This is a genomic window from Citrobacter sp. Ce104 (genome assembly GCF_030334595.1).
GTDB classification, from domain to species: domain Bacteria; phylum Pseudomonadota; class Gammaproteobacteria; order Enterobacterales; family Enterobacteriaceae; genus Citrobacter; species Citrobacter europaeus.
On the sequence record NZ_JAOWDP010000062.1, the window covers coordinates 385,321 to 410,993 of the forward strand.

The following is a 25,673-nucleotide window of genomic DNA, read 5'->3' on the forward strand; positions in this document are numbered from 1 at the left end:
CCGGCCTGCAGGAGATGCAGGCCGGATACTCGCTCTTTAACCCAGCCCCCAGAAGATCACCGCCAGCAGCTGTGGCGTGATAATCCTCAGGAACATCACCAGCGGATAAACGGTGGCGTAGGAGAGCGCAGCTGCCCCGCTGGTGGCATGCAGGTTGTTAGCAAACGCCAGCGCAGGGGGATCGGTCATTGAGCCAGCCAGCATGCCACACAGCGTCAGGTAGTTCATTTTGACAAATAGTCGAGCTAACAAACCCACGGTAATCAGCGGAATCGCAGTAATGAAAATACCGTAGCCCACCCAGCTCAGGCCATCGCCCTGCGTCAGGGTATCGACAAAATCACCGCCTGACTTCAGACCAACTACCGCGAGAAACAGCACAATACCTAACTCTCGCAGCGCCAGGTTAGCGCTGGGAGGCATAAACCAGTACAGCTTACCAATGCTGCCAATACGCCCCAGGATCAAGGCCATAATCAGCGGCCCACCGGCCAGACCCAGTTTTAACGCCACCGGGAACCCCGGGATGAACAGTGGGATGGAACCCAGAAGAACACCCAGCCCGATACCAATAAATACCGGCAGCATCTGCACCTGCTGCAGTTTTTGCTGCGCGTTGCCGACAACATTGGCGACGGCATCAATGGACGCGGGACGCCCCACCAGATTGAGGATATCGCCGAATTGCAGGCTGGCGTCGCTGCTGGCTACGAGCTCAACCCCCGCACGGTTCAAACGGGAGATAACCACGTCGTAACGCTCTTTGAAATGCAGGTCGCGGATTCGTTTACCCAGTACCTGTTCGTTGGTCACCACCACGCGCTCAACGCGTAAATCGGTACCTCGCGTCGACAGCGATGTGTCCACCTCCTGCCCAATCACCACCTGCGCGTTGTGCAGATCGCCAGGCTGACCGACCAGGTGTAACAGGTCGCCCATCTGGATAATTGTCCCTGGCGACGGCACCATCAATGTCTCTTCACGTTTCAGACGCGAGCAGATGATTTTATCGCTGTTCAGAATCGGGACATCCTGAATCGCCATATTGTTGAGGTTTGGGTTTTCCACGCGGATGTTCATCGTCTGAATCAGCGCGTGTCCGTTGGTCAGCGTGGATTCATGCTGATGGGCTTCGGCATCGACGTTAACGCGAAAAATGAGGCGCATCAGCCACATCGTGAGCAAAATACCACAGATACCAAAAGGATAGGCCATGGCATAGCTCATCCCCATCTGATCCACTACATCAGCAGAGGTACCCAGATCGCGCAGAATTTGCTGGCCCGCGCCTAAGGCCGGGGTATTGGTGACCGCACCGGAAAATATTCCCAGCACCACCGGAAGGGGAATGGCAAAAATCTTATGCAGGATCGCGGTGACCAGGCCACCCATAATAACAATCAGTACGGCAAACAGATTCAGCCGCAGCCCGGAAACGCGCAGTGACGCAAAAAAGCCCGGCCCCACCTGAATACCGATGGTGTAGACGAAAAGAATCAGGCCAAATTCCTGAATAAAATGCAGCATGTCGCCGCTCAGGGTCATCCCTGCCTGATCGACAAAATGTCCGACGATAATACCGCCGAACAGCACGCCTCCAATGCCAAAACCAACACCACGTATTTTTATGTTGCCGATCCATAATCCGACAACCGCCACCAATGCCAGAACGCTGACCGTCAATGCTATATCACTCATTATCCTGTTCCCTGTGAATAACATCATTAAGTAAATGGATTCTCGCAGAGTACAGTCGCAATGTATGGGTGGTAAAGCACAAAAAAGCCCCGTCATTTCTGGCGGGGCAAAGGCATGGAGCTATTTAGCTATTTAATGCGGGACGTTCGCTGATGGCGATACGTTGTGGAGCAATGGTTTCAGGTTCATTCCGGGTCAAATCGATATGCAGCAAGCCGTTAGTGAAGCTTGCGCCGGAGACCTCCATATTTTCAGCCAGCGTGAAGCTCAGGCTGAACGGCTGAGTGACCAGCCCCTGATGCAACCATTTGGTCTCTTTTTCCGGCTGTTGCGGCGTACCTTTCACGGTCAGGCGCGTGCCTTCCAGTTGAATATCCAGATCTTCCTGGCGGAAACCGGCTAACGCAAGGGTAATGCGGTAGTGGTTATCATCGCTCTTTTCGATGTTATATGGCGGGAAGCTCTGGCTTTCACCGGTGTTTTGCAAGGCATTGGCCAGTTTGTCAAAACCGATCCATTGACGCAGCAGTGGGGATAAATCGTAGTTACGCATAATAATCTCCTTCTAAGAAGCGAGTAGGTACTTTTCGGCTCCCTGACGGCAAGCCGATGACTTAGCAGGGCCGCCTGCAGCGGCCCACAGAATTAGTTGATTTCGATGCGGCGCGGCTTGTTCGCTTCGGGAATCACGCGCTCAAGATCGATATACAGCAGACCATTCACCAGGTTTGCGCCGCGAACATGAATGTTCTCCGCTAACTGGAACTTACGTTCGAAGTTGCGCTCGGCAATGCCCTGATACAGGTAAGTACGTTCTTTTTGATCGTCCGCATGAGCGCCTTTCACCACCAGCAGATTGTCCTGGGCAGTAATTTCCAGTTCGCTTTCAGCAAAACCGGCAACGGCAATCGCAATGCGGTAATGGTTTTCGTCTACTAGCTCAACGTTATACGGAGGGTAGCCGCCATTGCTCTGGCCCTGATTGTTTTCCAGCAGGTTAAACAGGCGATCAAAACCAATTGCAGAACGGTACAGCGGGGATAAATCAAAGTTACGCATAATCAATAGCTCCTGAAATCAGCGAGAATAATCGACCTTCCATCATGGACAGGTCAGGTAGCCAGGACACCCATCAGGCATGCCCTTCATTTGTCTACACTCTAAAAATGGGTCTTAATACAAACTTTTCAAGCGTATTCATCTGACTTTTTTTGCAGTTTGGTGTCTATTGCATACACTGGGGGAAGCAGTTGTTATCGTTAAATCGCGATAGCCGCCACAGTGCGACGAAATGGTGATGTTATTTTCGCAACGGATCGCTTTAACTCACCATGCAAACACGATAAATACAGATGAATAAATGATGATAAAAAAAATGTTGGTAACACTGGCAATGTGCAGCGGGATGGCGTTTTTGAGCGGCTGTTCCAGCATTATGTCACATACCGGAGGCAAGGAAGGGACGTATCCTGGCACGCGCGCCAGCGCCACAATGATTAGCGAAAGTGATACAAACTGGGGAACCAAGTCGCTGGCGATTCTGGATATGCCGTTTACCGCCGTACTGGATACGGTACTGCTTCCGTGGGATCTCTTTCGCAAAGACAACTCGGTGAGATCCCGCGTAGAAAAAAGCGAGGAGAGAACGCAGGCCACAAACGCGGTTATTCCCCCGGCTGAAATGACCGCGCCTTAAGCTAGCGCCTGGTTTCTGTCACCCATAACTGGCGGAAACCCTCGACGTCTTCCATCCACGCAACCCATTGACCGTCAGGAGAAAAGACGATCGCGTCGCCTGACGGCGGGTTGCCATGATGATCCGTTAAAAAATCAATCTCTCCCGTAAGAGCATCACAACAGGCGATTTTGTTCTGCAGTACAAATCCCAGCCATTTCCCCGACGGATGCCAGTTGAACGCTGACTGAATATCCGTGGCGCAGCGGGTAAGCTGACGCGGCTCCCCTCCTTGTGGGGAAATCAGCCACAGTTGCACAACACCACGATCATCGCGCATTAAAAACGCAATCTCAGAGGCTCCTGGATTACTGCGCACCCAGTGGCGCGGCTGATTAACCAGCCCAGGGAAGACGTGCTCATGGGTAAACGTCAGGCGGCGTTGAGTTATGCCGGATGGCGGCGCAGGCATTGTCGCCTCAGTCCCCTCCAGTGGCTCGTCGCCAGGCTGTTTCCAGCCGCTTTCATCCTGTGGCAAATCAACAATAAACAGCTCCGGCACCTTCTCACCAGAGGCGGACAACGTATCGCCGATAAACGCCAGTCTGCTTTCCCCCACCCAGCCCTCTTCATAGGCGCGGTTAATCTCATCGCTCCCCGGCTTTGGCGCTGGCGTCGTCTGACTCACCAGCACGCACCAGTAGCTACCGCTGTATTCACGGGGATGCTGCGAGGAAACATTCACCGGACCATACGGCGCAGCCACGCCGACGTTGCGTAAATCGAGCGCCGGAGAGCGCTCATGCAGCACATGGTCGTTATAGGTAAAACTGACAAACTCGCCGTTCGGGCTAAAAACATGCACATGACTGCCGCCGCGCAGCGCGCCCGGCGTATATGGCGCAGTAATATCCATCGCATCCAGATTCTCCATCCCAGCCTGCGAAGCAATCACCCCACGCCGATGATGGAAGTCGTAATGCCATGTTTCATCAGGATTTTCAGGCCCATGAATAAATACATATTTTTCCGACTTTGGATGAACGGTCACCACGCCAACGTGTGATCCCTGACTAGCCCGGTAAATCACCTCCAGCTCGCCAGTATGGATATTAACGCGCTCAATTGTTTCACCGGTAAAAGAGGCGCCGGAGGGGCGCACATCAAAGACCAGCCACTGGCTGTCCGGTGTCCAGGTATTGATATTGGTAAGCTGATGATTACGCGGCGTAAAGGTGATTTGCTTCATGGGATGCCCTGATACAAGACGATTTCAGCAATCATACTTCACAAGCACTTCACTTTCAGGCTTTAGCGTATCGCTATCTTCATTTTTTGCGGACAGAAAGATGGAACATTTTGACGTAGCGATTATCGGATTAGGCCCGGCAGGCGCAGCGCTGGCGCGGCAGTTGAGTGGAAAAATGCGCGTGATCGCGTTGGATAAAAAACGCCAGTGCGGCAACGAAGGTTTTACCAAACCCTGCGGCGGTCTGCTGGCCCCGGATGCCCAGCGTTCGTTTATCCGCGACGGGATAACCTTACCCGTTAATGTCATCGCCAACCCGCAGATATTTAGCGTTAAAACGGTTGATGTTGCCGCTTCTTTGACGCGTAACTACCAACGTAGCTACATTAATATCAATCGCCATGCGTTTGATTTATGGCTTAAATCGCTCATTCCTGACGATGTACAGGTGTACCACGACAGCCTGTGTCGGAAAATCTGGCGCGAGGGCGATAAATGGCATGTAATCTTCCGCGCCGACGGTTGGGAGCAGCAGATCACCGCGCGTTATCTGGTAGGTGCCGACGGAGCGAATTCACTGGTACGCCGTCATCTCTATCCCCAGCACCAAATCCGTAAATATGTCGCTATTCAACAATGGTTTACGGAAAAACATCCTGTCCCGTTCTATTCCTGTATTTTTGATAATGACGCAACCGACTGTTATTCCTGGAGTATCAGCAAAGACGGCTATTTTATCTTTGGCGGCGCGTACCCCATGAAGGACGGCCAGGCGCGCTTTGACGCGCTGAAAGAGAAGCTGGAAGCGTTCCATTTCCAGTTCGGCAAACCGGTGAAAAGCGAAAAATGTACGGTGCTGTTCCCCTCACGCTGGAAAGACTTCGTCTGCGGAGAGGACAACGCATTTTTGATTGGCGAAGCGGCCGGTTTTATCAGCGCCAGCTCGCTGGAAGGGATTAGCTATGCGCTGGACAGCGCGGAGATCCTCAAATCTGTACTCCTGCGGGATACGCCAGATATGAATCACGCCTACCGCAACGCCACCCGCAAGTTACGCCTCAAACTGTATGGCAAAATCCTGAAAAGTCGCGCCCTGACATCGGCGTTTTCCCGTAAATGGATAATGCGCAGCGGCGTGGCGCACATTCCCTTGGCAAAATCTGAAAGTCACCCGCCAGCAAAAGAAAAGCGTGATAAATCGCGTAGTATGGCCATGACATTACGGCGCGTTTTTTTAAGGGATTAAGTTGAACATAAAACATAGCTGGTTGGTAAAATCGCTGGTCGTATCATCGCTTAGCGTTATGTTATCAGGGTGCCTGAGCTTTATGTGGCTCAAAGCAGGCGATCCACAAACAACAAGGGAAAAGTGGAAAACAGACACCGTTATTGGCTTATCGTCAGGTAAAGATAATGATGGTAATGAAGGCTATGTCTTTGTCGGCAAAACGTTTGATTATCTGATAACCAGTGGTGCCGAAAGCGTGGTGAAGTTGCTGCAAGATCCGCAAATCGACCGTCATAATTTACAGGCCGTTGATATCGCCGAATTCATCATCAGCGACAATAAAAAGGGATTTAAAGGCGTATTAACGCTTAAATACACAGGGGAAACGCAGGACGTTAAACAAGTGCTTACGGGCTACGGTTTTGACTGCTCAGCGCAATACTGCACTAAAAATCTATCCAAACTGGAAGGGACAATCCATAAAAAAAGCACCAAACAGGATTACTCGCAGATGCTTACGTTTTATCATCCATTTACCGTTGGTTTTTACGAATATAAAACCTCACATATACCCGAATTCGTCACAAACGGACTACTGCCCATTACTATCACTCTGGATGTCGTAACCTCTCCATTACAAATATTATTTTTTAATTATTATCACCAATAAAAATTTAAATGGGCAAATGTAACAAGGCACTTGCCCATAACTTCTTAATTCAGCGCAAATTTCTCAATGGCATACGCGACGCCATCTTCAAGGTTGGATTTCGTCACGAAGTTGGCGATTTCTTTGACTGATGGAATAGCGTTGTCCATGGCAACGCCCACGCCTGCGTATTCAATCATCGCGATGTCGTTTTCCTGATCGCCAATCGCCATCACCTCTTCGGCTTTAATGCCCAACGCATCGGCCAGCGATTTTACGCCAGTTCCTTTGTTGACGCGTTTATCGAGGATTTCGAGGAAGTACGGCGCACTTTTCAGCACGGTGTACTTCTCTTTTACTTCTGCAGGTATGCGCGAAATGGCTTTATCAAGGATCTCCGGCTCGTCAATCATCATCACTTTCAGGAACTGGGTTGCGGGATCCATTTTCTCGGCTTCGCAGAACACCAGCGGAATCGTCGCAACAAACGATTCATGCACCGTGTAGTAGCTGATATCACGGTTCGCGGTATACAGCGTATTGCGATCGAGGGCGTGGAAATGCGAGCCAACTTCCCGGGAGAGCTGCTCCAGGTAACGATAATCATCATAGCTCAGCGCGGTTTGCGCCACGGTACTGCCATCCCCCGCTTTCTGCACCAGCGCACCGTTATAGGTAATGCAGTAGTCACCGGGTTGTTCCATATGTAGTTCTTTCAGATAGCTGTGAACGCCGGCATACGGGCGCCCCGTGGTCAGCACCACATTCACGCCACGCGCGCGCGCCGCGGCAATTGCCGTTTTGACCGCAGGTGAAATGGTGTGATCGGGCAGCAGAAGTGTGCCATCCATGTCGATAGCAATAAGTTTGATAGCCATGAGTTCCCCGGATGAAATGAGTCCGTCCTCATGCTAACGCGATTCCGCTCAAAAAACAGCTACGAAAAGGGGGATAGAAAGGGGAATCGAGATTCCCCTTTTGTCGATCGGTCACAGGCCCACAGGAGCAGGCCCGGGTGCAGGTTAAATATCGATGTTCGCCGCTTTCAGGGCGTTTTCTTCGATAAACGCACGACGAGGTTCAACGGCATCACCCATCAGCGTGGTGAACAGCTGGTCGGCGGCGATCGCATCCTTCACGGTAACGCGCAGCATACGACGGCTTTCCGGGTCCATGGTGGTTTCCCACAGCTGTTCCGGGTTCATCTCACCCAGACCTTTATAACGCTGGATAGCGAGACCACGACGAGACTCTTTCTGCAACCATTCCAGCGCCTGCTCAAAGCTTGATACTGGCTGACGACGTTCGCCACGTTCGATAAACGCATCGTCTTCGATCAGCCCGCGCAGCTTCTCGCCGAGTGTACAAATACGACGGTATTCGCCACCGGTCACAAATTCATGCTCCAGCGGATAATCGGTATCGACACCGTGGGTACGCACACGGATCACCGGTTCGAACAGGTTCAGTTCAGCGTCTTTACGCACGAAGCTGTTCCAGGTGCTGCCGTGCATTTCTTTTTCATTCAGCACGTTAACCAACTGGGAAACCCAGGCCGTCACTTTCGCTTCATCAGACAGGCAGTCTTCAGCCAGCGTCGGTTGATAAACCAGTTCTTTCAGCAGCGCTTTCGGGAAACGACGTTCCATACGGCCGATCATTTTCTGCGTCGCGTTGTATTCAGAAACCAGTTTTTCTAATGCTTCACCCGCCAGGGCTGGTGCGCTGGCATTGGTGTGCAGCGTTGCGCCATCCAGAGCGATAGAAATTTGGTACTGATCCATCGCTTCGTCATCTTTAATGTACTGTTCCTGCTTGCCTTTTTTCACTTTGTACAGCGGTGGCTGTGCAATGTAAACGTGGCCGCGCTCAACGATTTCCGGCATCTGACGATAAAAGAAGGTCAACAGCAGCGTACGAATGTGCGAGCCGTCGACGTCCGCATCGGTCATGATGATGATGCTGTGATAACGCAGTTTGTCCGGGTTGTACTCGTCACGACCGATGCCACAGCCGAGCGCGGTGATCAGCGTCGCGACTTCCTGAGAGGAGAGCATCTTGTCAAAGCGCGCTTTCTCGACGTTGAGGATTTTACCCTTCAGCGGCAGAATCGCCTGGTTTTTACGGTTACGGCCCTGCTTCGCAGATCCGCCCGCGGAGTCCCCTTCCACCAGATACAGTTCAGAGTGGGCTGGGTCGCGTTCCTGACAGTCCGCCAGCTTGCCCGGCAGACCGGCTAAGTCCAGCGCGCCTTTACGACGGGTCATTTCACGCGCGCGGCGTGCAGCTTCACGGGCACGCGCAGCATCGATAATTTTGCCAACGACGATTTTCGCGTCAGATGGGTTTTCCAGCAGGTATTCGCTCAGCAGTTCGTTCATCTGCTGTTCTACCGCCGATTTCACCTCAGAGGAGACTAGCTTATCTTTGGTCTGTGAGGAGAACTTCGGATCCGGTACTTTCACAGAAACAACGGCAATCAGACCTTCACGGGCATCGTCACCGGTGGCGCTGACTTTCGCTTTTTTGCTGTAGCCTTCTTTGTCCATGTAGGCGTTCAGGGTACGGGTCATCGCCGCACGGAAGCCTGCAAGGTGAGTACCGCCGTCACGCTGTGGAATGTTGTTGGTGAAACAGTAGATGTTTTCCTGGAAACCATCGTTCCACTGCAGCGCAACTTCAACGCCGATACCGTCTTTTTCAGTGGAGAAGTAGAAGATATTCGGGTGGATCGGCGTTTTATTTTTGTTGAGGTATTCAACAAACGCCTTAATGCCACCTTCATAGTGGAAATGATCTTCTTTGCCGTCGCGCTTGTCGCGCAGACGAATAGAGACGCCGGAGTTCAGGAAGGACAGCTCACGTAGACGCTTCGCCAGAATGTCGTATTCAAACTCAACGACATTGGTAAAGGTTTCGTGGCTTGGCCAGAAACGGACCTGAGTCCCGGTCAGTTCTGTTTCGCCGGTTACCGCCAGTGGCGCCTGCGGCACACCGTGCACGTAAGTTTGCTGATGCACTTTGCCTTCACGACGAATCACCAGCTCCAGTTTCTGCGACAAGGCGTTAACGACAGAAACACCCACGCCGTGCAAACCGCCGGAAACTTTATAGGAGTTATCATCGAATTTACCGCCTGCGTGCAGAACGGTCATGATAACTTCCGCCGCCGAAACGCCTTCTTCCGGGTGAATACCGGTCGGGATACCACGGCCATCATCGGTAACGGACACGGAGTTATCAGCGTGAATCGTTACCACGATATCTTTACAGTGACCCGCGAGCGCTTCGTCGATAGCGTTATCTACCACCTCGAATACCATGTGGTGCAGACCGGTGCCGTCATCCGTGTCGCCGATATACATACCAGGGCGCTTACGCACCGCATCCAGTCCTTTCAGGACTTTGATACTGGAGGAGTCATAAGAATTCGACATCAACGTTTCTCGCTCATTTTATCTTGGGTTAATCCGTTATTTTACCCTTTTCCACGGTAAACATCTTCGAATTTTCATCGGACATGTCTATAACGTGTTCAGCGCTGATTGCGCTGACAAAGACCTGAGATTGCGTGGCTTTTAAGCGGCTGGCCAGCAGCCCGCGACGCGCGTCATCCAGTTCAGAGGCAAAATCATCTATCAGGTACAGGCAGCGCCGTCCGCTTTCACGGGTCAGGAACTCCCCTTGCGCCAGACGTAAGGCGCACATCAGCAGCTTTAGCTGCCCACGCGACAACGTGTCTTCCACCGGCGCACCGTCGGCACGAATGCGGAAATCCGCCTTATGCGGGCCGTGCGCGGTGTAGGTCAACATGCGATCGCGTTCAAAACTGCGTTCCAGCACTTCGGCATAATCAGTCTCTTTCTCCCAGCCGCGCTGGAATGAGAAGGAGAGAGAAAACTCGGGAAGAAACTGCTGGCAGGTATCCGCCATATCCTGCGCGATACCGGCGCTGTACTCCGCGCGCCAGGTGCTGATTTGTTCCGCCAGCGGGATCAGTTCTTTATCCCACGGGCGCAGTTGCTCATAACGACTCACCTGGCGCAGCGCCGCATTACGCTGCTTGAGCAGTCGTTTCAGGTTGCTCCAGGCGGTGAAAAATCCGGCTTCATTGTGAAAGCATCCCCAGTCAAGGAATGCTCTTCTGTATTTGGGGCCGCCATTGAGTAAAGTAAACCCCTCTGGCGTGATCAGTTGCATCGGCATCAGGTGCGCCAGTTCTGCAACCTTGTGCCCGTCAGTGCCGTCAATACGCACTTTGCTGTCGCCCAGTTTGTCTTTCGTCAGACCAATCGACGTCTCACGCTCTTCCCCTTGCAAACGCCCGTGTAAAACAAACGACTCCTGCTCGTGGCGAATGACGCGACCAATCTGCAAACTGCGAAACGCCCGGCCGTGGCCGAGCGTATAGATGGCTTCCAGCACGCTGGTTTTGCCGCTGCCGTTCGCGCCAACCAGAAAGTTAAAGCCGGGAGATAAAGCGAGATCCGCATTTTCAATATTGCGGAAATCTTTAATCAGGAGTCGGGATAGCGACATATCAACTCATAACCAGGGCGTTATCGTCGCAGTTAGTCTGGTTACGGCCAGCGCACAGCAACCGGAGCGTACTGAAGTACGTGAGGATTGCGAGCACTGCCCGGAGCCAGAATAACAAGTAAGATAGCCCGATATTCTTTACAAGCGCATAGGCATGACGACATAGGCTGCAGATTGTGACGCTGCATCTTCAATCTGTACGCTCGATACGGAATCGGTCAGCAGAATACGCACGTTCTCGCACTTCAGCGCGTTCAGAACGTCCAGTACGTAGCTCACGTTAAAGCCGATTTCCAGCTCAGTACCAGGATAGGAGACATCCAGAATTTCTTCTGCTTCTTCCTGCTCCGGGTTGTTGGCGGTGATTTTGAGCTGGTTTTCGCTGACATACAGACGCACGCCGCGGAATTTCTCGTTAGAGAGGATCGCCGCACGAGCAAATGCCTGTTTGAGGATATCGCAACCGGCTTCCAGATGTTTGTCCGGATTCTTCGGCAATACGCGGCGATAATCCGGGAACCGACCGTCAACCAGCTTGGAAGTAAAGATGAAGTCACCCACGTGCGCACGAATGTTGTTGCTGCCAATCTGCACGCGCAGCGGGTTATCACCGCCGTCGAGCATACGCATCAGTTCAATCACGCCTTTACGCGGTACGATCACCGAATGGCTTGGCAACGGCTGACCGACAGGCATTGAACAGACCGCCAGGCGGTGACCGTCGGTCGCCACGGTACGCAGCTCTTCCCCTTCGGTTTCAAACAGCATGCCGTTTAAGTAGTAACGTACGTCCTGATGCGCCATCGAAAACTGCGTGGCTTCAATCAGACGCTTCATCGTAGCCTGCGGCAGGGTAAATTCGACTTCGCTCTGCCAGTCGTCCAGATTCGGGAAGTCGGCAGCAGGCAGCGTAGACAGCGAGAAACGGCTGCGACCAGAACGCACCAGCATACGGTCGCCTTCCAGTTGAACGGCAATCTCCGCGCCTTCCGGCAACCCGCGGCAAATATCGAAGAATTTACGCGCCGGAACGGTGGTCGCACCAGGTTCATGCGGCTGGATCAGCGCCACGCGCGCCACCATCTCCATTTCGAGATCGGTACCGGTCAGCGAAAGCGCACCGTCAGCAACCTGCAGCAGCAGGTTTCCGAGAATAGGCAGTGTAGGACGTCCACCCAGCGGGCCGCTGACCTGCTGAAGCGGTTTTAATAAATGTTCACGTTCAACGGTAAATTTCATAGCGTCACGAAGATAATGTTCTGATTAAATTGGAGAAATCTTCTTTAATATCATGGCTTTCTTCACGCAACTGCTCAATCTTGCGGCAGGCATGAAGCACGGTAGTATGGTCACGCCCACCAAACGCGTCGCCAATTTCCGGCAGACTGTGGTTAGTGAGCTCTTTTGCCAGCGCCATCGCCATCTGGCGCGGACGAGCTACCGAGCGAGATCGACGCTTAGAAAGCAGATCCGCAATTTTGATTTTGTAATACTCCGCCACCGTCTTCTGAATATTGTCGATGGTGACCAGTTTTTCCTGCAAAGCCAGCAGATCGCGCAGCGCTTCACGCACGAAATCGATAGTAATCGCCCGGCCGGTAAAATTGGCGTTGGCGATCACGCGGTTCAATGCGCCTTCCAGTTCACGCACGTTAGAGCGTAGACGTTTGGCAATAAAGAACGCCACTTCCCCGGGCAGACGAATGTCGTTTTCGTCGGCTTTTTTCATCAGGATCGCGACGCGCGTTTCCAGCTCAGGTGGTTCGATCGCCACAGTCAGTCCCCAGCCGAAGCGGGATTTCAGACGATCTTCAACGCCGTTGATCTCCTTCGGATAGCGATCCGAGGTCAGGATGATCTGCTGATTGCCTTCCAGCAGGGCGTTAAAGGTGTGGAAAAACTCTTCCTGCGATCGTTCTTTATTCGCGAAGAACTGGATATCGTCAATCAGCAGCGCGTCAACGGAGCGGTAGTAGCGTTTAAACTCTTCGATCGCGTTGTTTTGCAGGGCTTTAACCATGTCCTGCACAAAACGCTCGGAGTGCATATACACCACTTTCGCGTTTGGCTTACGCGCCATTATGCCGTTACCGACAGCGTGCAGCAGGTGAGTTTTACCCAGACCCGTACCGCCATAAAGGAATAACGGATTGTAGGCGCCGCCAGGATTGTCCGCCACCTGACGTGCCGCCGCGCGCGCCAGTTGGTTAGATTTACCTTCAACGAAGTTATCAAACGTGTGTTTGACGTTGACGTTAGAACGATAGGTAGGTTCTGCCGGGGCCGGGACGTTATCCCAGCCTGGGCGCGCTGCCGGAGCGGCGCGTTGCGGTTGCACTTGCTGCGCTACGTAAGCGGGCGCAACAACGTTGTTCACCGGCGTCTTCAGCGTTTGCGTGACGGGTTTAGTACCGACTTCAAAGCGCAGCTGTGGGGCATCCGCTCCACAGAAGTTATTGAGTAATCCATTAATATTATTAAGGTATTTATCCCTTACCCAATCGAGCACGAAACGGTTTGGCGCATACAAAGCCAGCGTGTTATCGCTCAGTTCCGCCTGCAACGGGCGTATCCACATACTGAACTCTGTGGCTGGTAACTCATCCTGCAATCGGGCAAGACACTGCTGCCAAAGCGAAAGTGACACGGCGGACTCCACTCGAACAAAAGTCGATAAATGACAAAGGCTGAAACATTCATGATTGTTGACGCACATCGACAAGACCCTATGCAAAGGGTGACGTGCGAATTGCTATCTGCAATTTTTCCCCGATCAGGATCCATTGAAACGATCGGGACCGCGGATCATAGCGTAAACTGAGAAAGAGATCTTCTGTTTCTCACAGATTCTTCCCGATTTATCCACAGGATGATCCAGAATCGGCTAAGTGTAAACGATCCTGGAGAAGTGCTGCAGGTTTTAGCGCGCATATTGAAAAAATTAATGAGTAAAGATGCTTTACTGCTTAAACGATCTAATAAAGATCCCGTGCGATCCTTGCGCTTTATCCACCAGCCCGTATAATTCTTACCCCCAGCGAGTAACGGTCGCCTTACGGCGTCAACGCTGCCTGTTTTTTACGCGAAACCGTGCGGAAAAAAGCGGGAAATAAGGAAAGAGAATTGACTCCGGAGTGTACAATTATTACAATCCGGCCTCTTTAATCACCCACACTGTGGCGTAAGTCGTTCGAAACTCGTTCGGGTATACGCAAAAGTCAGTGAATTTATTCAAGTTTAGGTAGAAATCGCCATGAAACGCACTTTTCAACCGTCTGTACTGAAGCGCAACCGTTCTCACGGCTTCCGTGCTCGTATGGCTAATAAAAATGGTCGTCAGGTTCTGGCACGTCGTCGTGCTAAAGGCCGTTCTCGTCTGACCGTTTCTAAGTAATAAAAGCTAGCCCCTGAGTGGTTAAGCTCGCATTTCCCAGGGAGTTACGTTTGTTAACTCCCACTCATTTCACATTCGTCTTCCAGCAGCCACAACGGGCTGGCACGCCGCAAATCACCATCCTCGGCCGCCTGAATTCGCTGGGGCATCCCCGTATCGGTCTCACAGTCGCCAAGAAAAATGTTAAGCGTGCGCATGAACGCAATCGGATTAAACGTCTGACGCGTGAAAGCTTCCGTTTACGTCAGCACGAGCTTCCAGCAATGGATTTCGTGGTGGTGGCGAAAAAAGGGGTTGCTGACCTCGATAACCGTGCTCTCTCGGAAGCGTTGGAAAAATTATGGCGTCGCCATTGTCGCCTGGCTCGCGGGTCCTGATAGCCCTCATTCGGGTCTATCAACGCCTGATCAGTCCGCTGCTTGGGCCGCATTGCCGTTTCACTCCAACCTGTTCGAGCTACGGAATTGAGGCATTGCGCAGGTTTGGAGTGATAAAAGGCAGTTGGTTGACGGTGAAACGCGTATTAAAATGCCACCCTTTACACCCTGGTGGTGACGATCCCGTCCCGCCCGGACCATTTGATACCAGAGAACACTAACGATGGATTCGCAACGCAATCTTTTAGTCATCGCTTTGCTGTTCGTGTCTTTCATGATCTGGCAAGCCTGGGAGCAGGATAAAAACCCGCAACCTCAGGCCCAACAGACCACGCAGACAACGACCACCGCAGCGGGTAGCGCCGCAGACCAGGGCGTACCGGCCAGTGGCCAGGGGAAACTGATTACGGTTAAAACTGACGTGCTTGATCTGACCATCAACACCCGTGGTGGTGATGTGGAACAGGCTTCACTGCCAGCTTACCCGAAAGAACTCGGTTCTACCGAACCGTTCCAGTTACTGGAAACCACGCCACAGTTCATCTACCAGGCACAGAGTGGCCTGACAGGTCGTGACGGCCCGGATAACCCGGCTAACGGCCCGCGTCCGCTGTACAACGTCGAAAAAGACGCGTTTGTACTGGCTGACGGTCAGAACGAACTGCAGATCCCGATGACCTATACTGACGCAGCGGGTAACACATTCACTAAAACGTTTGTCCTCAAGCGTGGTGAATATGCTGTCAACGTTAACTACAGCGTGCAGAACGCCGGCGAAAAACCGCTGGAAGTCTCCACCTTTGGTCAGCTGAAGCAATCCATCAATCTGCCATCTCATCGCGACACCGGGAGCAGCAACTTTGCGCTGCACACTTTCCGTGGCGCGGCGTACTCCACGCCGGATGAGAAGTATGAGAAATACAAATTCGACACCATTGCTGAAAACGAAAACCTGAACGTCAACGCTAAAGACGGCTGGGTCGCAATGTTGCAACAGTATTTCGCAACGGCATGGGTTCCGCGTAACGACGGTACCAACAATTTCTACACCGCTAATCTGGGTAACGGCATTGCCGCTATCGGCTATAAATCACAGCCGGTACTGGTTCAGCCTGGTCAGACTGGCGCGATGACCAGCACCCTGTGGGTCGGCCCGGAAATTCAGGATAAAATGGCGGCCGTTGCACCGCACCTGGATCTGACCGTGGATTACGGCTGGCTGTGGTTCATCTCTCAGCCGCTGTTTAAACTGCTGAAGTGGATCCATAGCTTCCTGGGTAACTGGGGCTTCTCCATCATCGTTATCACCTTTATCGTTCGTGGCATCATGTACCCGCTGACCAAAGCGCAGTACACCTCCATGGCGAAGATGCGTATGCTGCAGCCTAAGATTCAGGCTATGCGTGAGCGTCTGGGCGATGACAAACAGCGTCAGAGCCAGGAAATGATGGCCCTGTACAAAGCTGAGAAGGTTAACCCGCTGGGCGGCTGCTTCCCGCTGATCATCCAGATGCCAATCTTCCTGGCGTTGTACTACATGCTGATGGGCTCCATTGAACTGCGTCATGCGCCGTTCGCTCTGTGGATCCATGACCTGTCTGCACAGGACCCGTACTACATCCTGCCGATCCTGATGGGCGTGACGATGTTCTTCATTCAGAAGATGTCTCCGACCACCGTGACCGACCCGATGCAGCAGAAGATCATGACCTTTATGCCGGTCATCTTCACCGTGTTCTTCCTGTGGTTCCCGTCAGGTCTGGTGCTGTACTATATCGTCAGCAACCTGGTAACCATTATTCAGCAACAGCTGATTTACCGTGGTCTGGAGAAGCGTGGGCTGCATAGCCGCGAGAAGAAAAACTCCTGATTCGGTGTAGGCCGGATTAGGCGAAGCCGCCATCCGGCAAACGGAACATAAAGTAAAGGGCGGTCATTTTAGACCGCCTTTTTTATTGTATTAAGAAGAGACAAACCATGAGCCATAACGACACCATCGTCGCTCAGGCCACCCCTCCGGGACGTGGTGGCGTGGGTATCCTGCGTATCTCCGGCCTGAAGGCACGTGAAGTCGCAGAAACCGTACTGGGGAAACTGCCAAAACCGCGTTATGCCGACTATCTGCCGTTTAAAGACGCGGATGGCAGCGCGCTGGATCAGGGGATTGCCCTGTGGTTCCCCGGCCCGAACTCCTTTACTGGCGAAGACGTTTTAGAGCTTCAGGGCCACGGCGGTCCGGTGATTCTTGATCTGCTGCTCAAACGTATTCTGACTATTCCCGGGCTGCGCATTGCCAGACCAGGTGAATTCTCCGAGCGCGCATTTATCAATGATAAGCTCGATTTAGCCCAGGCAGAGGCGATTGCCGACCTGATCGATGCCAGCTCAGAGCAAGCGGCTCGCTCGGCGCTAAACTCGTTGCAGGGCGCATTTTCCGCACGGGTAAATCATCTTGTGGAAGCGCTCACTCACCTGCGCATCTATGTGGAAGCGGCGATCGACTTTCCGGATGAAGAAATCGACTTCCTGTCTGACGGCAAGATTGAAGCGCAGCTCAACAGCGTTATCAGCGATCTTGATGCCGTTCGTGCCGAAGCGCGTCAGGGCAGTCTGCTGCGCGAAGGGATGAAGGTGGTGATTGCCGGGCGTCCTAACGCCGGGAAATCAAGCCTGTTAAACGCCCTGGCTGGCCGTGAGGCAGCCATTGTCACCGACATCGCCGGGACAACCCGCGATGTGCTGCGTGAGCATATCCATATCGACGGGATGCCGCTGCATATCATCGACACAGCCGGTCTGCGTGATGCCAGCGATGAAGTTGAACGCATTGGTATCGAACGTGCGTGGCAGGAAATCGAACAGGCCGACCGCGTACTGTTTATGGTTGATGGCACCACCACCGACGCCGTGGATCCGGCTGACATCTGGCCAGACTTTATTGCCCGTCTGCCAGCTAAACTGCCGATTACCGTAGTGCGTAACAAAGCGGATATTACCGGTGAGACGCTGGGCCTTAGCGAAGTAAATGGCCACTCACTGGTTCGCCTCTCCGCGCGTACCGGGGAAGGCGTTGACGTGCTGCGTAATCATCTCAAGCAGAGCATGGGCTTTGAAACCAATATGGAAGGCGGCTTTCTGGCGCGTCGTCGTCACCTGCAGGCGCTGGCAGAAGCGGCGGAACATCTTGAACAAGGCAAAGCCCAACTGCTCGGAGCATGGGCCGGAGAACTGCTGGCAGAGGAGCTACGTCTGGCGCAGCAGAACCTCAGTGAGATCACCGGGGAATTTACCTCCGACGATCTGCTTGGACGGATTTTCTCCAGTTTCTGTATTGGTAAGTAACGTTGTGTTGCCCGGTGGCGCGATGCTTGCCGGGCCTACGCAGCCATCCGGCAACAATAATTTCCCATGGGGAAATCACTGTTGTCCAAATGGCAACTCGTGCAGTTGACTCTATCACCGTATGCTTAGCGCCACATTCCTCATGAGGTCGCTATGACACGCTTTCTAATCTGCAGTTTCGCCCTGGTGTTACTTTATCCCGCCGGTATTGATATGTATCTGGTAGGGCTGCCCCGTATTGCTGCCGATTTACAGGCCAGCGAGGCGCAACTGCATATCGCGTTTTCGGTTTATCTGGCGGGAATGGCGACGGCGATGCTGTTCGCGGGAAAAATTGCCGATCGGTCAGGACGCAAACCCGTCGCTATTGTCGGCGCCCTCATCTTTATTTTCGCCTCTGCGCTGTGTTCATTCGCCGAAAGCGGTACGCCGTTTCTTATTGGCCGCTTTATTCAGGGCACAGGCGCAGGTTGCTGCTATGTGGTGGCCTTCGCTATTCTGCGCGATACGCTCGACGATCGCCGCCGGGCGAAGGTACTGTCGCTGTTGAACGGAATTACCTGTATTGTGCCGGTGTTGGCTCCAGTGATGGGGCATCTGATCATGCTCAAATACCCGTGGCAGAGCCTGTTCTACACGATGATCGGTATGGGGGTGGCTGTTTGCCTGCTGTCGGTGTTTGTCCTGCGAGAATCGCGCCCAGCGATGCTCCCGGCCTCTGCGGAAAAGAATCATCTGTCCGAATCTCTGGTTAACCGCTTTTTCTTAAGCCGCCTGGCTATTACCACCCTCAGCGTGTCGGTGATCCTGACCTTCGTGAATACCTCCCCAGTGCTGTTGATGGAAGTGATGGGCTTCGACCGCGGCGAGTACGCCACCACCATGGCCATGACCGCAGGCATCAGCATGGCGGTCTCTTTCTCCACACCATTCGCTCTGAGCGTATTTAAGCCTCGCGTTCTGATGTTGACCTCGCAGGTGCTGTTTCTGTGTGCAGGTGTGGTGTTAACCCTTGCCGCCTCACACGCAGTAACGCTGTTTGGGCTGACTTTAATCTGCGCGGGGTTCTCGGTTGGTTTTGGTGTCGCCATGAGCCAGGCACTGGGTCCGTTCTCGCTGCGCGCGGGCGTTGCCAGCTCGGCGTTAGGTATTGCGCAGGTTTGCGGTTCCTCGCTGTGGATTTGGCTGGCGGCGGTGCTCGGCCTTGATGCGTTGAATATGCTGATCGGGATTCTGATTGGCTGTAGCATAGTGAGTATCATGCTGATTATCACTGTTGCACCTAACCGGTCCGCGCCAACTCATGAAGAAATCGCTCAGCAGTCTCGATCTTAATTTATTACTCTGCCTGCAGCTGTTGATGCAGGAGCGCAGCGTCACCAAAACCGCCAAACGGATGAACGTCACGCCGTCGGCGGTGAGTAAATCGTTGTCGAAGTTAAGGGCCTGGTTTGACGATCCGCTGTTTGTAAACACCCCGCTGGGGCTAACGCCAACGCCGCTGATGGTCAGCATGGAACAGAACCTGGCAGAGTGGATGCAGATGAGCAACCAGTTGCTGGATAAGCCACATCATGAAGCGCCGCGCGGGTTGAAGTTTGATCTGGTGGCCGAAACGCCGCTGGTGATGATCATGTTCAACGCGCTTTCCAGGCAGATTTATCAGCGTTATCCTCAGGCGACGATCAAAATTCGCAACTGGGACTATGATTCGCTGGATGCGATTATTCGCGGCGAAGTGGATATCGGCTTTACCGGGCGTGAAAGCCATCCACGCTCGCGTGAGCTGTTAAGTTTATTGCCGCTGTCGATCGACCATGAAGTGCTGTTTTCCGATCTGCCCTGCGTCTGGCTACGTGAAGATCATCCCGCACTGCAGGAAGAGTGGAATCTGGACACTTTTCTGCGCTATCCGCACATCAGCATTAGCTGGGAGCAAAGCGATACCTGGGCGTTGGATGAAGTCCTGCAAGAGATGGGGCGCGCGCGCAATATCGCGTTATGTCTGCCCGGTTTTGAGCAATCGCTGTTCATGGCCGCCCAGCCGGAACACGCGCTGATAGCCACAGCTCCGGTTTATTGCCAGCGTTATAACCAACTCCACCAGCTTCCGCTGGTGGCGCGCCCAATGCCTTTTGATGCCGCGCAGTTGGAAAAAATGCGCGTACCCTTCACCCTTCTTTGGCATAAACGTAACAGTCATAATCCTAAGATCGTCTGGTTGAAAGACACGATCAAGGCGCTTTATCGCGATATGTCCTGACGATCCGCCGCCACTTTGTTGCTGAATCGACTATTCTGGCAACAGAAATGTAAATATCGCGTAATGTATTCCATTTCAGCTTACTTTTTGGGCAGCAAAGCCTGCCTGGAAAGCGCGTAAATGTTACTCTGGTAATTATCACGGACCATTACTCACGGAGCGACAAATGGCGACACATTTTGCCAGAGGGATTCTTACGGAGGGACACCTGGTTTCAGCTCGCCTCCCTTCTCCATGTCATATCGAAGCAAGAGATCTACCCGTTCATCGCCGAACACGTTTCCTGGCTTCCCGAAGTCTTCTCGCCGAACTGATGTTTATGCTTTACGGCACCAGCACGCTGCCCGAGATTGTTACTCAGGCCAAAGGAAAACCCGTTTTTCGCGATACGAACCTGCCGGGGTTTTCGATTTCTTATGCCGGGAATATCGTCGGCGTTGCGCTAACGACGGAAGGAACGTGCGGCCTGGATTTGGAGCTTCAGCGGGCTACCCGCGGCTTTCACAATCCGAATTCAGCGGAAACCTGGCGCTTCTCCAGCAACGAAAATCTGTGGATCAACAATCAAAACGACCCCAACGAAGCACGCGCGCAGCTCATTACGTTGCGCCAGAGCGTACTCAAACTCACCGGCGATGTGTGCAATGACGACCCGCGCGAACTCCAGCTTTTACCCGGTGCAGGACGTCTGAAATGTGCCCACGTTGCGCAGGTTGAAGCCATTTGCGATGCGGAAGATGTGCTGGTGTGGTCGGTTGCGGTTACGCCAACCATTGAAAAACTCAAGGTTTGGGAGTTTGATGGTAAACAGGACTGGAAAAGTTTGCCGGATATCCAGACTCGCGCCAATGAGCCTACAGGTCGTCTGATTCGATTCTCTCAATTATGCGCAGCGAAGAGCTATACGCTTAGCTGATTTAACCTTCATGATGAAACAGGAGTTACCATGTCTGAAACATTGAATGTTGTTACGTTACTGGGAAGTCTGCGCAAAGGTTCGTTTAATGGAATGGTTGCCCGTACGCTGCCTAAGATTGCTCCAGCGGGCATGGAAGTGAACGCGTTACCATCGATTGGTGATATCCCACTGTACGATGCCGATCTCCAGCAGGAAGAAGGTTTTCCGGCAAGCGTAGAAGCGCTGGCAGAGCAAATCAGGAAGGCTGACGGTGTTGTCATCGTGACGCCGGAATATAACTATTCAGTACCCGGCGGACTGAAGAACGCTATCGACTGGCTGTCTCGTCTGCCGGATCAGCCGTTATCGGGCAAACCAGTGCTGATTCAGACCAGCTCCATGGGCGCCATTGGCGGCGCGCGCTGCCAGTACCATCTGCGTCAGATCCTGGTGTTCCTTGACGCCATGGTTATGAACAAGCCTGAATTTATGGGCGGCGTCATTCAGAACAAAGTTGACCCGCAGACGGGCGAAGTGATCGACCAAAGTACGCTGGACCATCTGACCGGTCAGCTGACCGCATTTGGTGACTACATTCAGCGCGTGAAAGCGTAAAAGAAAATTTGCTTCGTACTCTTAAATAATCCAGTAAGTGTCTATGCTTCTGGATTATTTTCTTATTTCCGTAAACCAATCCAATAACTCACTTTTGTCTATTTTTTCTCCTTCACTATTGTGGCATAGTGTTACCAGACATTGCAGTTGCAATTATACCAATAAATATTTCTAATATTTTCCCGACATTTTGTCTACCGTGAACAATGGATATGCCATGGACAGGACATTTTCACATCTCAGGACCGCTTTATGTAGCAGTACACAATTGGAGAAATCCATGTATGCTTGCCTACAATCGATACCAGATTCAATAGTTTGCGACGGTATTTTCTTTAACTACTACCGTAGTGATATTCGTTGCATCCAGTTTTTAGCATTGGCGACGCATAAAACGGCACGATTGAAAAGGGATGTCATCCCCATTCCTGAAAACATTGCCCGACAATTCAATCACTCAGATAATTTTTCTACTCAGGTTATCGACAATCTGAGCCAATGCCCGTTGACTGAATATGTGGTTAGTACCTGCTTTCGTAATATCAAATCGCTTATCCTGATGCGCATGCATTTGGATGGTTTACGACTTGGTGCAATGGGTATATTTAGCCACCATGCAAATGCCTTTACACCTCAACATGCTGAATTATTTGAATCTGTGAGAGGAGAGCTCTCATTACTGGCTTTTATTGCCTTGTCACGACAAAATCTTTTAGTGAATAATACTCCAGTTCCACTATCAGAACTTCCTGTCCCAGAAGAGAATGAAAAATTTATCATCAGTCAAACCAATTCCCATCTGTATCAGTTATATAGGTCGCTGGATAAATTAGCAAATAGTGAGCAACCTATTTTACTACTGGGCGAGGAAGGTGTAGGAAAAACAACACTAGCCTCAGAACTTCAACAACGAAAAACCAACCGTAGTGGTTATTATGGATTGATAACACCTCAAGGCCAGTTGGTTATTATGAGAAGTGGGGTTGTAGATAGAACAATAAACATAGACTTGAATAAAACACCTAATATGGCTATGTTTTTGATATTACATCAAGGTTCTTTACTAGTAAAAGAAATAAAGTCATTTCCCGAGCGCTGGCAAACTTTTCTACTCGCACTCCATGCAAGCTATCGCGAGTATTGCCAGTTGCAGATTATTGCTACGCAAACACAACCATTTTCAATGGTACAAAACTCCGGTATCTACGATATATCTAAAGGCCATCTGACAAATCAACGGTATGCTAACATTCTCTGCCAGATAATCACCTTACCGCCCCTACGGTATCGCCATGATGACATCCCTCTGTTGTTAACACATTATTTAAGGAAATTATCAGGTCAACATAAATACCATACTCTACCAGTGTTAGGGGATGATGCTCTACGATTATTATTGCAATATAACTGGCCGGGCAACATCACAGAATTAATTGGATTATTAGAGAATGCGTTCTTCCGTTGCCCAGCTAATGAATTGAATATTATTATCCCCCGAGAGAGGAATACTTTGTCAATCAGCACGCTTGATGAGGCTATACGCCAGCACATTCAAAAGGCATTAAAACAGACAGGGGGAAGAATATCAGGTAAAGATGGGGCCGCAGAACTACTCGGTGTCAACAGTAACACCCTCTACAGCAAAATAAAAAAGCTGGGCATAGTTGTTAAAGATTAATCCCCTTCCCCTGGTATGGGAAAGGGGAGAATTTTCATTACTACAGTTTTTTGGAACGATGGAAACCGTCAATCATACCTTTAATTAGTGATCCTGGCTTATCTCCTGTACTGCATAAATAAAGATGCACGATGATAAAGGCTATCATAACCACAGCCAGACCATAATGGAGCCAGGCCACAACCTGCTTACCCGGCAACGAAAATAGCGTTTCGGGAGTAAGATCAGAATACATCATGAATAATCCGGTCACTATCAACGACGGCAACAACAAAAACATCACGCCAATATAGCCAAGTTGTTGGAGGATATTGAATTTAGCCTCTGGCGATGCTTGCTCTGGATGGGATTCGCCACGAAAAATACCGTATAGATAATAACGTGTCTGCCGGGTAAACCGCCCCATAAAACCTTGCCAGCTTACTCGATAATGATGCCCGTTACCGCATATCGCCACCAGGATGAAGCCCAGCCAAATAATACATAACGATACACCAGCAATATTATGCACATCGACCCAAAGTGAGAATTGCGCACTTACCCAGTGTAGTGCAAAACCACTAACGATCAGTGCAGTAAAGCAGAGCGCATTCAGCCAGTGCCAGCAACGGACAGGAAGCGTATAAAGATAATGTTTATCCATCGACATATCGATAGCGCGGTGAGACAAGATGATTCGTCCCAAACCATGGCAGATTAACAAAGCGACAAGGCCGCCCAATCCCCAGGCCACCAGACTATCCGCCTGCCCACTGCCATTATTACCAATCATGTAGGTATTGGTAAACAAAGCACCATCAACCTGGCGAACGACCGGTGGTAACGTTGATACCGTCGCGAGTTTTTCCCTCAGCACACTTTCATCAAAGAGCCCTTTCCCTAAAAGACTTCCAGCCAGTGCATTTTCATCCGGCGCGAACGTTTTCAGTCGGCTCGTCAGCAACGCGCTATCTCCATGACACTGTTCACAACTGACAGCTTGCGAGGCAGGCAGAATTCGATGCAGGGTGGTATCGGCTATATCAGCATGACAATCAATGCAGCGTAAACTGTTGAGATGCTCAGAAGCATAAGGGAGCGCCGAGTGCGCCAGATTCTGAGTAGTTGAGGTTTTTCCCCCTGACAACTGCGTAAAGACCCCCGCCCGCGAATGACAGTTCGTACACATTAAATTGTCGTCAGCAACCCGTTGTTTACCCGGATGATTTAGTTCTCCAGCAGTCATGGTGTGTGCGTTATGGCACGAGGTACAGGTGAACTCGCCATTGGCAATCTTTTCACTATGCACACTCTGCTGTACGGCATGTACCGTATCGCGCATGACTACGCCATGACAGCTTTCACAACTCTTCTCTGCTCCTGCTTTTAAAACATGAGGGGTAACTGAAAATCCCTCGCTTCCGGGTTTACTCTGATGACAAGCGATACATGGCACCTCGCCATGCACGCTATCGTGATACTTATCTGGTGAAACGAATAAATTATCCTGCACTTTATCCGTCGATATGCCCTGGATATCTCCGTCTGCGTGACATGCCAGACAAGGTTGATTGAGTTGTTGTGTCGGAATTGGCGCAGAAAATCCCGACAGCGGCATCCCCCCTGACAGTAGAAAAAAGAAGCCTCTTATTAAGAATCCGCGCATGATTTCCCTCATGGCTTCATATCCGGATATTTAAATAGATGGCAATTATTACAATAAATTACCGAGGGTTTATGCTCGTTATGACAAGCAGTACAAGGAACATCTTTTCCGTAATGCATTGAGTCATGCGGGTTAGGCTCAGCATTTTTATCTTGTGGATTAGGTTGCGTTAATTCGGCAACCTGATCGCGTGAACCGTGACAACTAAGGCACGACTTATCATTGGGTGCCGCAACTGGCGTACTGGCGCCATGGCACAACTGACATGATGTATCTCGTCCGGTTGCCTCCAGCGAATGGTGATAAGGCTTAACGGTCATTGTGTTCAGTTGCTGATGAAAAGCAGCCTCATCATCCGCCGCAGCTGTAACCTGGGAAAAACCACCAATAAGCAGCAACAGGGCTATCCATAACTTTGCCATG

The 25,673-nt window shown here is 51.6% G+C and carries 25 protein-coding genes and 1 other annotated feature; of the genes, 14 read left to right on the top strand and 11 right to left on the bottom strand.

Annotation, left to right across the window (positions count from 1 at the left end; translation table 11 throughout):
• Positions 1-36: 36 nt before the first annotated feature.
• From OGW16_RS10110 to ibpA, 3 genes are all read right to left on the bottom strand, one after another.
• On the bottom strand, positions 37-1,698 hold the full coding sequence (locus OGW16_RS10110) for a putative transporter (protein WP_286518388.1): 1,662 nt from the start codon (positions 1,696-1,698) through the stop codon (positions 37-39).
• Positions 1,699-1,822: 124 nt separating this feature from the next.
• Complete coding sequence (gene ibpB, locus OGW16_RS10115; protein WP_043018803.1) at positions 1,823-2,251, bottom strand: small heat shock chaperone IbpB; 429 nt, start codon at positions 2,249-2,251, stop codon at positions 1,823-1,825.
• Positions 2,252-2,343: 92 nt separating this feature from the next.
• The gene (gene ibpA, locus OGW16_RS10120) at positions 2,344-2,757 is read right to left on the bottom strand and encodes a small heat shock chaperone IbpA (RefSeq protein WP_003023882.1); all 414 of its coding nucleotides are present in this window, start codon (positions 2,755-2,757) and stop codon (positions 2,344-2,346) included.
• Positions 2,751-2,823 (bottom strand) — a sequence feature (ROSE (Repression Of Heat Shock gene Expression) occurs in the 5'-region of heat shock genes and acts as an RNA thermometer to modulate expression.). (Overlaps the previous gene by 7 nt.)
• Positions 2,824-3,061: 238 nt before the next feature.
• On the opposite strand from ibpA, the gene OGW16_RS10125 reads away from it, so the two are divergent.
• Positions 3,062-3,394 (top strand): YceK/YidQ family lipoprotein, encoded by a 333-nt coding sequence (locus OGW16_RS10125; RefSeq protein ID WP_167373431.1) that lies wholly within the window; start codon positions 3,062-3,064, stop codon positions 3,392-3,394.
• 1 nt (position 3,395) lies between these two features.
• On the opposite strand, the gene OGW16_RS10130 is transcribed toward OGW16_RS10125, so the two are convergent.
• Entirely contained in the window at positions 3,396-4,622 is a 1,227-nt protein-coding gene (locus OGW16_RS10130) for a YidR family protein (RefSeq protein WP_286518390.1), read from the bottom strand.
• Between the two features lie 100 nt (positions 4,623-4,722).
• Between OGW16_RS10130 and cbrA the strand changes: the two genes are divergently transcribed.
• Together cbrA and OGW16_RS10140 are read left to right on the top strand one after the other, a co-directional pair.
• The gene (cbrA, locus tag OGW16_RS10135) at positions 4,723-5,868 is read left to right on the top strand and encodes a colicin M resistance lipid reductase CbrA (protein WP_286518391.1); all 1,146 of its coding nucleotides are present in this window, start codon (positions 4,723-4,725) and stop codon (positions 5,866-5,868) included.
• Positions 5,869-5,950: 82 nt separating this feature from the next.
• Complete coding sequence (locus OGW16_RS10140) at positions 5,951-6,520, top strand: YidX family protein (RefSeq protein WP_491700941.1); 570 nt, start codon at positions 5,951-5,953, stop codon at positions 6,518-6,520.
• Positions 6,521-6,564: 44 nt separating this feature from the next.
• On the opposite strand, the gene yidA is transcribed toward OGW16_RS10140, so the two are convergent.
• The 5 genes from yidA to dnaA form a co-directional block, all read right to left on the bottom strand.
• Positions 6,565-7,377, bottom strand: coding sequence for a sugar-phosphatase (yidA, locus tag OGW16_RS10145; RefSeq protein WP_003023871.1), 813 nt, complete (start codon positions 7,375-7,377; stop codon positions 6,565-6,567).
• A 144-nt stretch (positions 7,378-7,521) separates the two neighbouring features.
• Positions 7,522-9,936: a DNA topoisomerase (ATP-hydrolyzing) subunit B gene (gene gyrB / locus OGW16_RS10150; RefSeq protein ID WP_200008071.1), complete on the bottom strand. Its 2,415-nt coding sequence runs from the start codon at positions 9,934-9,936 to the stop codon at positions 7,522-7,524.
• 28 nt (positions 9,937-9,964) lie between these two features.
• Positions 9,965-11,038, bottom strand: coding sequence for a DNA replication/repair protein RecF (gene recF, locus OGW16_RS10155; protein ID WP_003844434.1), 1,074 nt, complete (start codon positions 11,036-11,038; stop codon positions 9,965-9,967).
• A gap of 138 nt (positions 11,039-11,176) precedes the next feature.
• Positions 11,177-12,277: a DNA polymerase III subunit beta gene (gene dnaN, locus OGW16_RS10160; protein WP_005121477.1), complete on the bottom strand. Its 1,101-nt coding sequence runs from the start codon at positions 12,275-12,277 to the stop codon at positions 11,177-11,179.
• A gap of 4 nt (positions 12,278-12,281) precedes the next feature.
• Positions 12,282-13,685 carry a chromosomal replication initiator protein DnaA gene (gene dnaA / locus OGW16_RS10165; RefSeq protein WP_043018810.1) on the bottom strand — a complete coding sequence of 468 codons (1,404 nt, stop codon included), beginning with the start codon at positions 13,683-13,685 and terminating at the stop codon, positions 12,282-12,284.
• A 297-nt stretch (positions 13,686-13,982) separates the two neighbouring features.
• On the opposite strand from dnaA, the gene OGW16_RS26455 reads away from it, so the two are divergent.
• The 11 genes from OGW16_RS26455 (at position 13,983) to OGW16_RS10215 (ending at position 23,605) form a co-directional block, all read left to right on the top strand.
• Positions 13,983-14,063, top strand: a complete 81-nt coding sequence (locus OGW16_RS26455; RefSeq protein ID WP_418221920.1) for a hypothetical protein — start codon at positions 13,983-13,985, stop codon at positions 14,061-14,063.
• A 228-nt stretch (positions 14,064-14,291) separates the two neighbouring features.
• Positions 14,292-14,432, top strand: a complete 141-nt coding sequence (gene rpmH / locus OGW16_RS10170) for a 50S ribosomal protein L34 (protein ID WP_003023858.1) — start codon at positions 14,292-14,294, stop codon at positions 14,430-14,432.
• Between the two features lie 17 nt (positions 14,433-14,449).
• Complete coding sequence (gene rnpA / locus OGW16_RS10175) at positions 14,450-14,809, top strand: ribonuclease P protein component (RefSeq protein WP_003844432.1); 360 nt, start codon at positions 14,450-14,452, stop codon at positions 14,807-14,809.
• Positions 14,773-15,030: a membrane protein insertion efficiency factor YidD gene (yidD, locus tag OGW16_RS10180; RefSeq protein WP_003023846.1), complete on the top strand. Its 258-nt coding sequence runs from the start codon at positions 14,773-14,775 to the stop codon at positions 15,028-15,030. Before rnpA ends, yidD begins: the two co-directional genes overlap by 37 nt.
• 2 nt (positions 15,031-15,032) lie before the next feature.
• Complete coding sequence (yidC, locus tag OGW16_RS10185; RefSeq protein WP_003023844.1) at positions 15,033-16,679, top strand: membrane protein insertase YidC; 1,647 nt, start codon at positions 15,033-15,035, stop codon at positions 16,677-16,679.
• Between the two features lie 107 nt (positions 16,680-16,786).
• Positions 16,787-18,151 (top strand): tRNA uridine-5-carboxymethylaminomethyl(34) synthesis GTPase MnmE, encoded by a 1,365-nt coding sequence (mnmE, locus tag OGW16_RS10190; RefSeq protein WP_043018812.1) that lies wholly within the window; start codon positions 16,787-16,789, stop codon positions 18,149-18,151.
• A gap of 153 nt (positions 18,152-18,304) precedes the next feature.
• Complete coding sequence (locus OGW16_RS10195; RefSeq protein WP_087050732.1) at positions 18,305-19,486, top strand: MFS transporter; 1,182 nt, start codon at positions 18,305-18,307, stop codon at positions 19,484-19,486.
• On the top strand, positions 19,455-20,414 hold the full coding sequence (gene yidZ, locus OGW16_RS10200; protein WP_043018814.1) for an HTH-type transcriptional regulator YidZ: 960 nt from the start codon (positions 19,455-19,457) through the stop codon (positions 20,412-20,414). The genes OGW16_RS10195 and yidZ overlap by 32 nt, the downstream gene beginning before the upstream one ends.
• Before the next feature lie 166 nt (positions 20,415-20,580).
• The gene (locus tag OGW16_RS10205; protein ID WP_043018815.1) at positions 20,581-21,330 is read left to right on the top strand and encodes a 4'-phosphopantetheinyl transferase family protein; all 750 of its coding nucleotides are present in this window, start codon (positions 20,581-20,583) and stop codon (positions 21,328-21,330) included.
• 30 nt (positions 21,331-21,360) lie between these two features.
• Positions 21,361-21,927: an NADPH-dependent FMN reductase gene (locus tag OGW16_RS10210; RefSeq protein WP_003827046.1), complete on the top strand. Its 567-nt coding sequence runs from the start codon at positions 21,361-21,363 to the stop codon at positions 21,925-21,927.
• 217 nt (positions 21,928-22,144) lie between these two features.
• Positions 22,145-23,605 carry an AAA-type ATPase lid domain-containing protein gene (locus OGW16_RS10215; protein WP_231125752.1) on the top strand — a complete coding sequence of 487 codons (1,461 nt, stop codon included), beginning with the start codon at positions 22,145-22,147 and terminating at the stop codon, positions 23,603-23,605.
• Between the two features lie 40 nt (positions 23,606-23,645).
• On the opposite strand, the gene phsC is transcribed toward OGW16_RS10215, so the two are convergent.
• A complete protein-coding gene (phsC, locus tag OGW16_RS10220) occupies positions 23,646-25,262 on the bottom strand; it encodes a thiosulfate reductase cytochrome B subunit (protein WP_233592457.1) in 1,617 nt (538 codons plus the stop codon).
• A complete protein-coding gene (locus tag OGW16_RS10225) occupies positions 25,259-25,672 on the bottom strand; it encodes a cytochrome c3 family protein (protein WP_087052866.1) in 414 nt (137 codons plus the stop codon). The genes phsC and OGW16_RS10225 overlap by 4 nt, the downstream gene beginning before the upstream one ends.
• Position 25,673: the final 1 nt, after the last annotated feature.

Excerpts from the sequence above, each read along its gene's own strand:
- OGW16_RS10215 (WP_231125752.1), top strand. The coding sequence starts at position 22,145 with ATGGACAGGACATTTTCACATCTCAGGACCGCTTTATGTAGCAGTACA.
- yidA (WP_003023871.1), bottom strand. The coding sequence starts at position 7,377 with ATGGCTATCAAACTTATTGCTATCGACATGGATGGCACACTTCTGCTG.
- recF (WP_003844434.1), bottom strand. The coding sequence starts at position 11,038 with ATGTCGCTATCCCGACTCCTGATTAAAGATTTCCGCAATATTGAAAAT.
- mnmE (WP_043018812.1), top strand. The coding sequence starts at position 16,787 with ATGAGCCATAACGACACCATCGTCGCTCAGGCCACCCCTCCGGGACGT.
- OGW16_RS26455 (WP_418221920.1), top strand. The coding sequence starts at position 13,983 with ATGAGTAAAGATGCTTTACTGCTTAAACGATCTAATAAAGATCCCGTG.
- phsC (WP_233592457.1), bottom strand. The coding sequence starts at position 25,262 with ATGAGGGAAATCATGCGCGGATTCTTAATAAGAGGCTTCTTTTTTCTA.
- gyrB (WP_200008071.1), bottom strand. The coding sequence starts at position 9,936 with ATGTCGAATTCTTATGACTCCTCCAGTATCAAAGTCCTGAAAGGACTG.
- yidZ (WP_043018814.1), top strand. The coding sequence starts at position 19,455 with ATGAAGAAATCGCTCAGCAGTCTCGATCTTAATTTATTACTCTGCCTG.
- rpmH (WP_003023858.1), top strand. The coding sequence starts at position 14,292 with ATGAAACGCACTTTTCAACCGTCTGTACTGAAGCGCAACCGTTCTCAC.
- ibpB (WP_043018803.1), bottom strand. The coding sequence starts at position 2,251 with ATGCGTAACTACGATTTATCCCCACTGCTGCGTCAATGGATCGGTTTT.
- yidC (WP_003023844.1), top strand. The coding sequence starts at position 15,033 with ATGGATTCGCAACGCAATCTTTTAGTCATCGCTTTGCTGTTCGTGTCT.
- OGW16_RS10130 (WP_286518390.1), bottom strand. The coding sequence starts at position 4,622 with ATGAAGCAAATCACCTTTACGCCGCGTAATCATCAGCTTACCAATATC.
- dnaN (WP_005121477.1), bottom strand. The coding sequence starts at position 12,277 with ATGAAATTTACCGTTGAACGTGAACATTTATTAAAACCGCTTCAGCAG.
- OGW16_RS10125 (WP_167373431.1), top strand. The coding sequence starts at position 3,062 with ATGATAAAAAAAATGTTGGTAACACTGGCAATGTGCAGCGGGATGGCG.
- yidD (WP_003023846.1), top strand. The coding sequence starts at position 14,773 with ATGGCGTCGCCATTGTCGCCTGGCTCGCGGGTCCTGATAGCCCTCATT.
- OGW16_RS10210 (WP_003827046.1), top strand. The coding sequence starts at position 21,361 with ATGTCTGAAACATTGAATGTTGTTACGTTACTGGGAAGTCTGCGCAAA.
- ibpA (WP_003023882.1), bottom strand. The coding sequence starts at position 2,757 with ATGCGTAACTTTGATTTATCCCCGCTGTACCGTTCTGCAATTGGTTTT.
- cbrA (WP_286518391.1), top strand. The coding sequence starts at position 4,723 with ATGGAACATTTTGACGTAGCGATTATCGGATTAGGCCCGGCAGGCGCA.
- OGW16_RS10225 (WP_087052866.1), bottom strand. The coding sequence starts at position 25,672 with ATGGCAAAGTTATGGATAGCCCTGTTGCTGCTTATTGGTGGTTTTTCC.
- OGW16_RS10205 (WP_043018815.1), top strand. The coding sequence starts at position 20,581 with ATGGCGACACATTTTGCCAGAGGGATTCTTACGGAGGGACACCTGGTT.
- OGW16_RS10110 (WP_286518388.1), bottom strand. The coding sequence starts at position 1,698 with ATGAGTGATATAGCATTGACGGTCAGCGTTCTGGCATTGGTGGCGGTT.
- OGW16_RS10140 (WP_491700941.1), top strand. The coding sequence starts at position 5,951 with ATGTGGCTCAAAGCAGGCGATCCACAAACAACAAGGGAAAAGTGGAAA.
- OGW16_RS10195 (WP_087050732.1), top strand. The coding sequence starts at position 18,305 with ATGACACGCTTTCTAATCTGCAGTTTCGCCCTGGTGTTACTTTATCCC.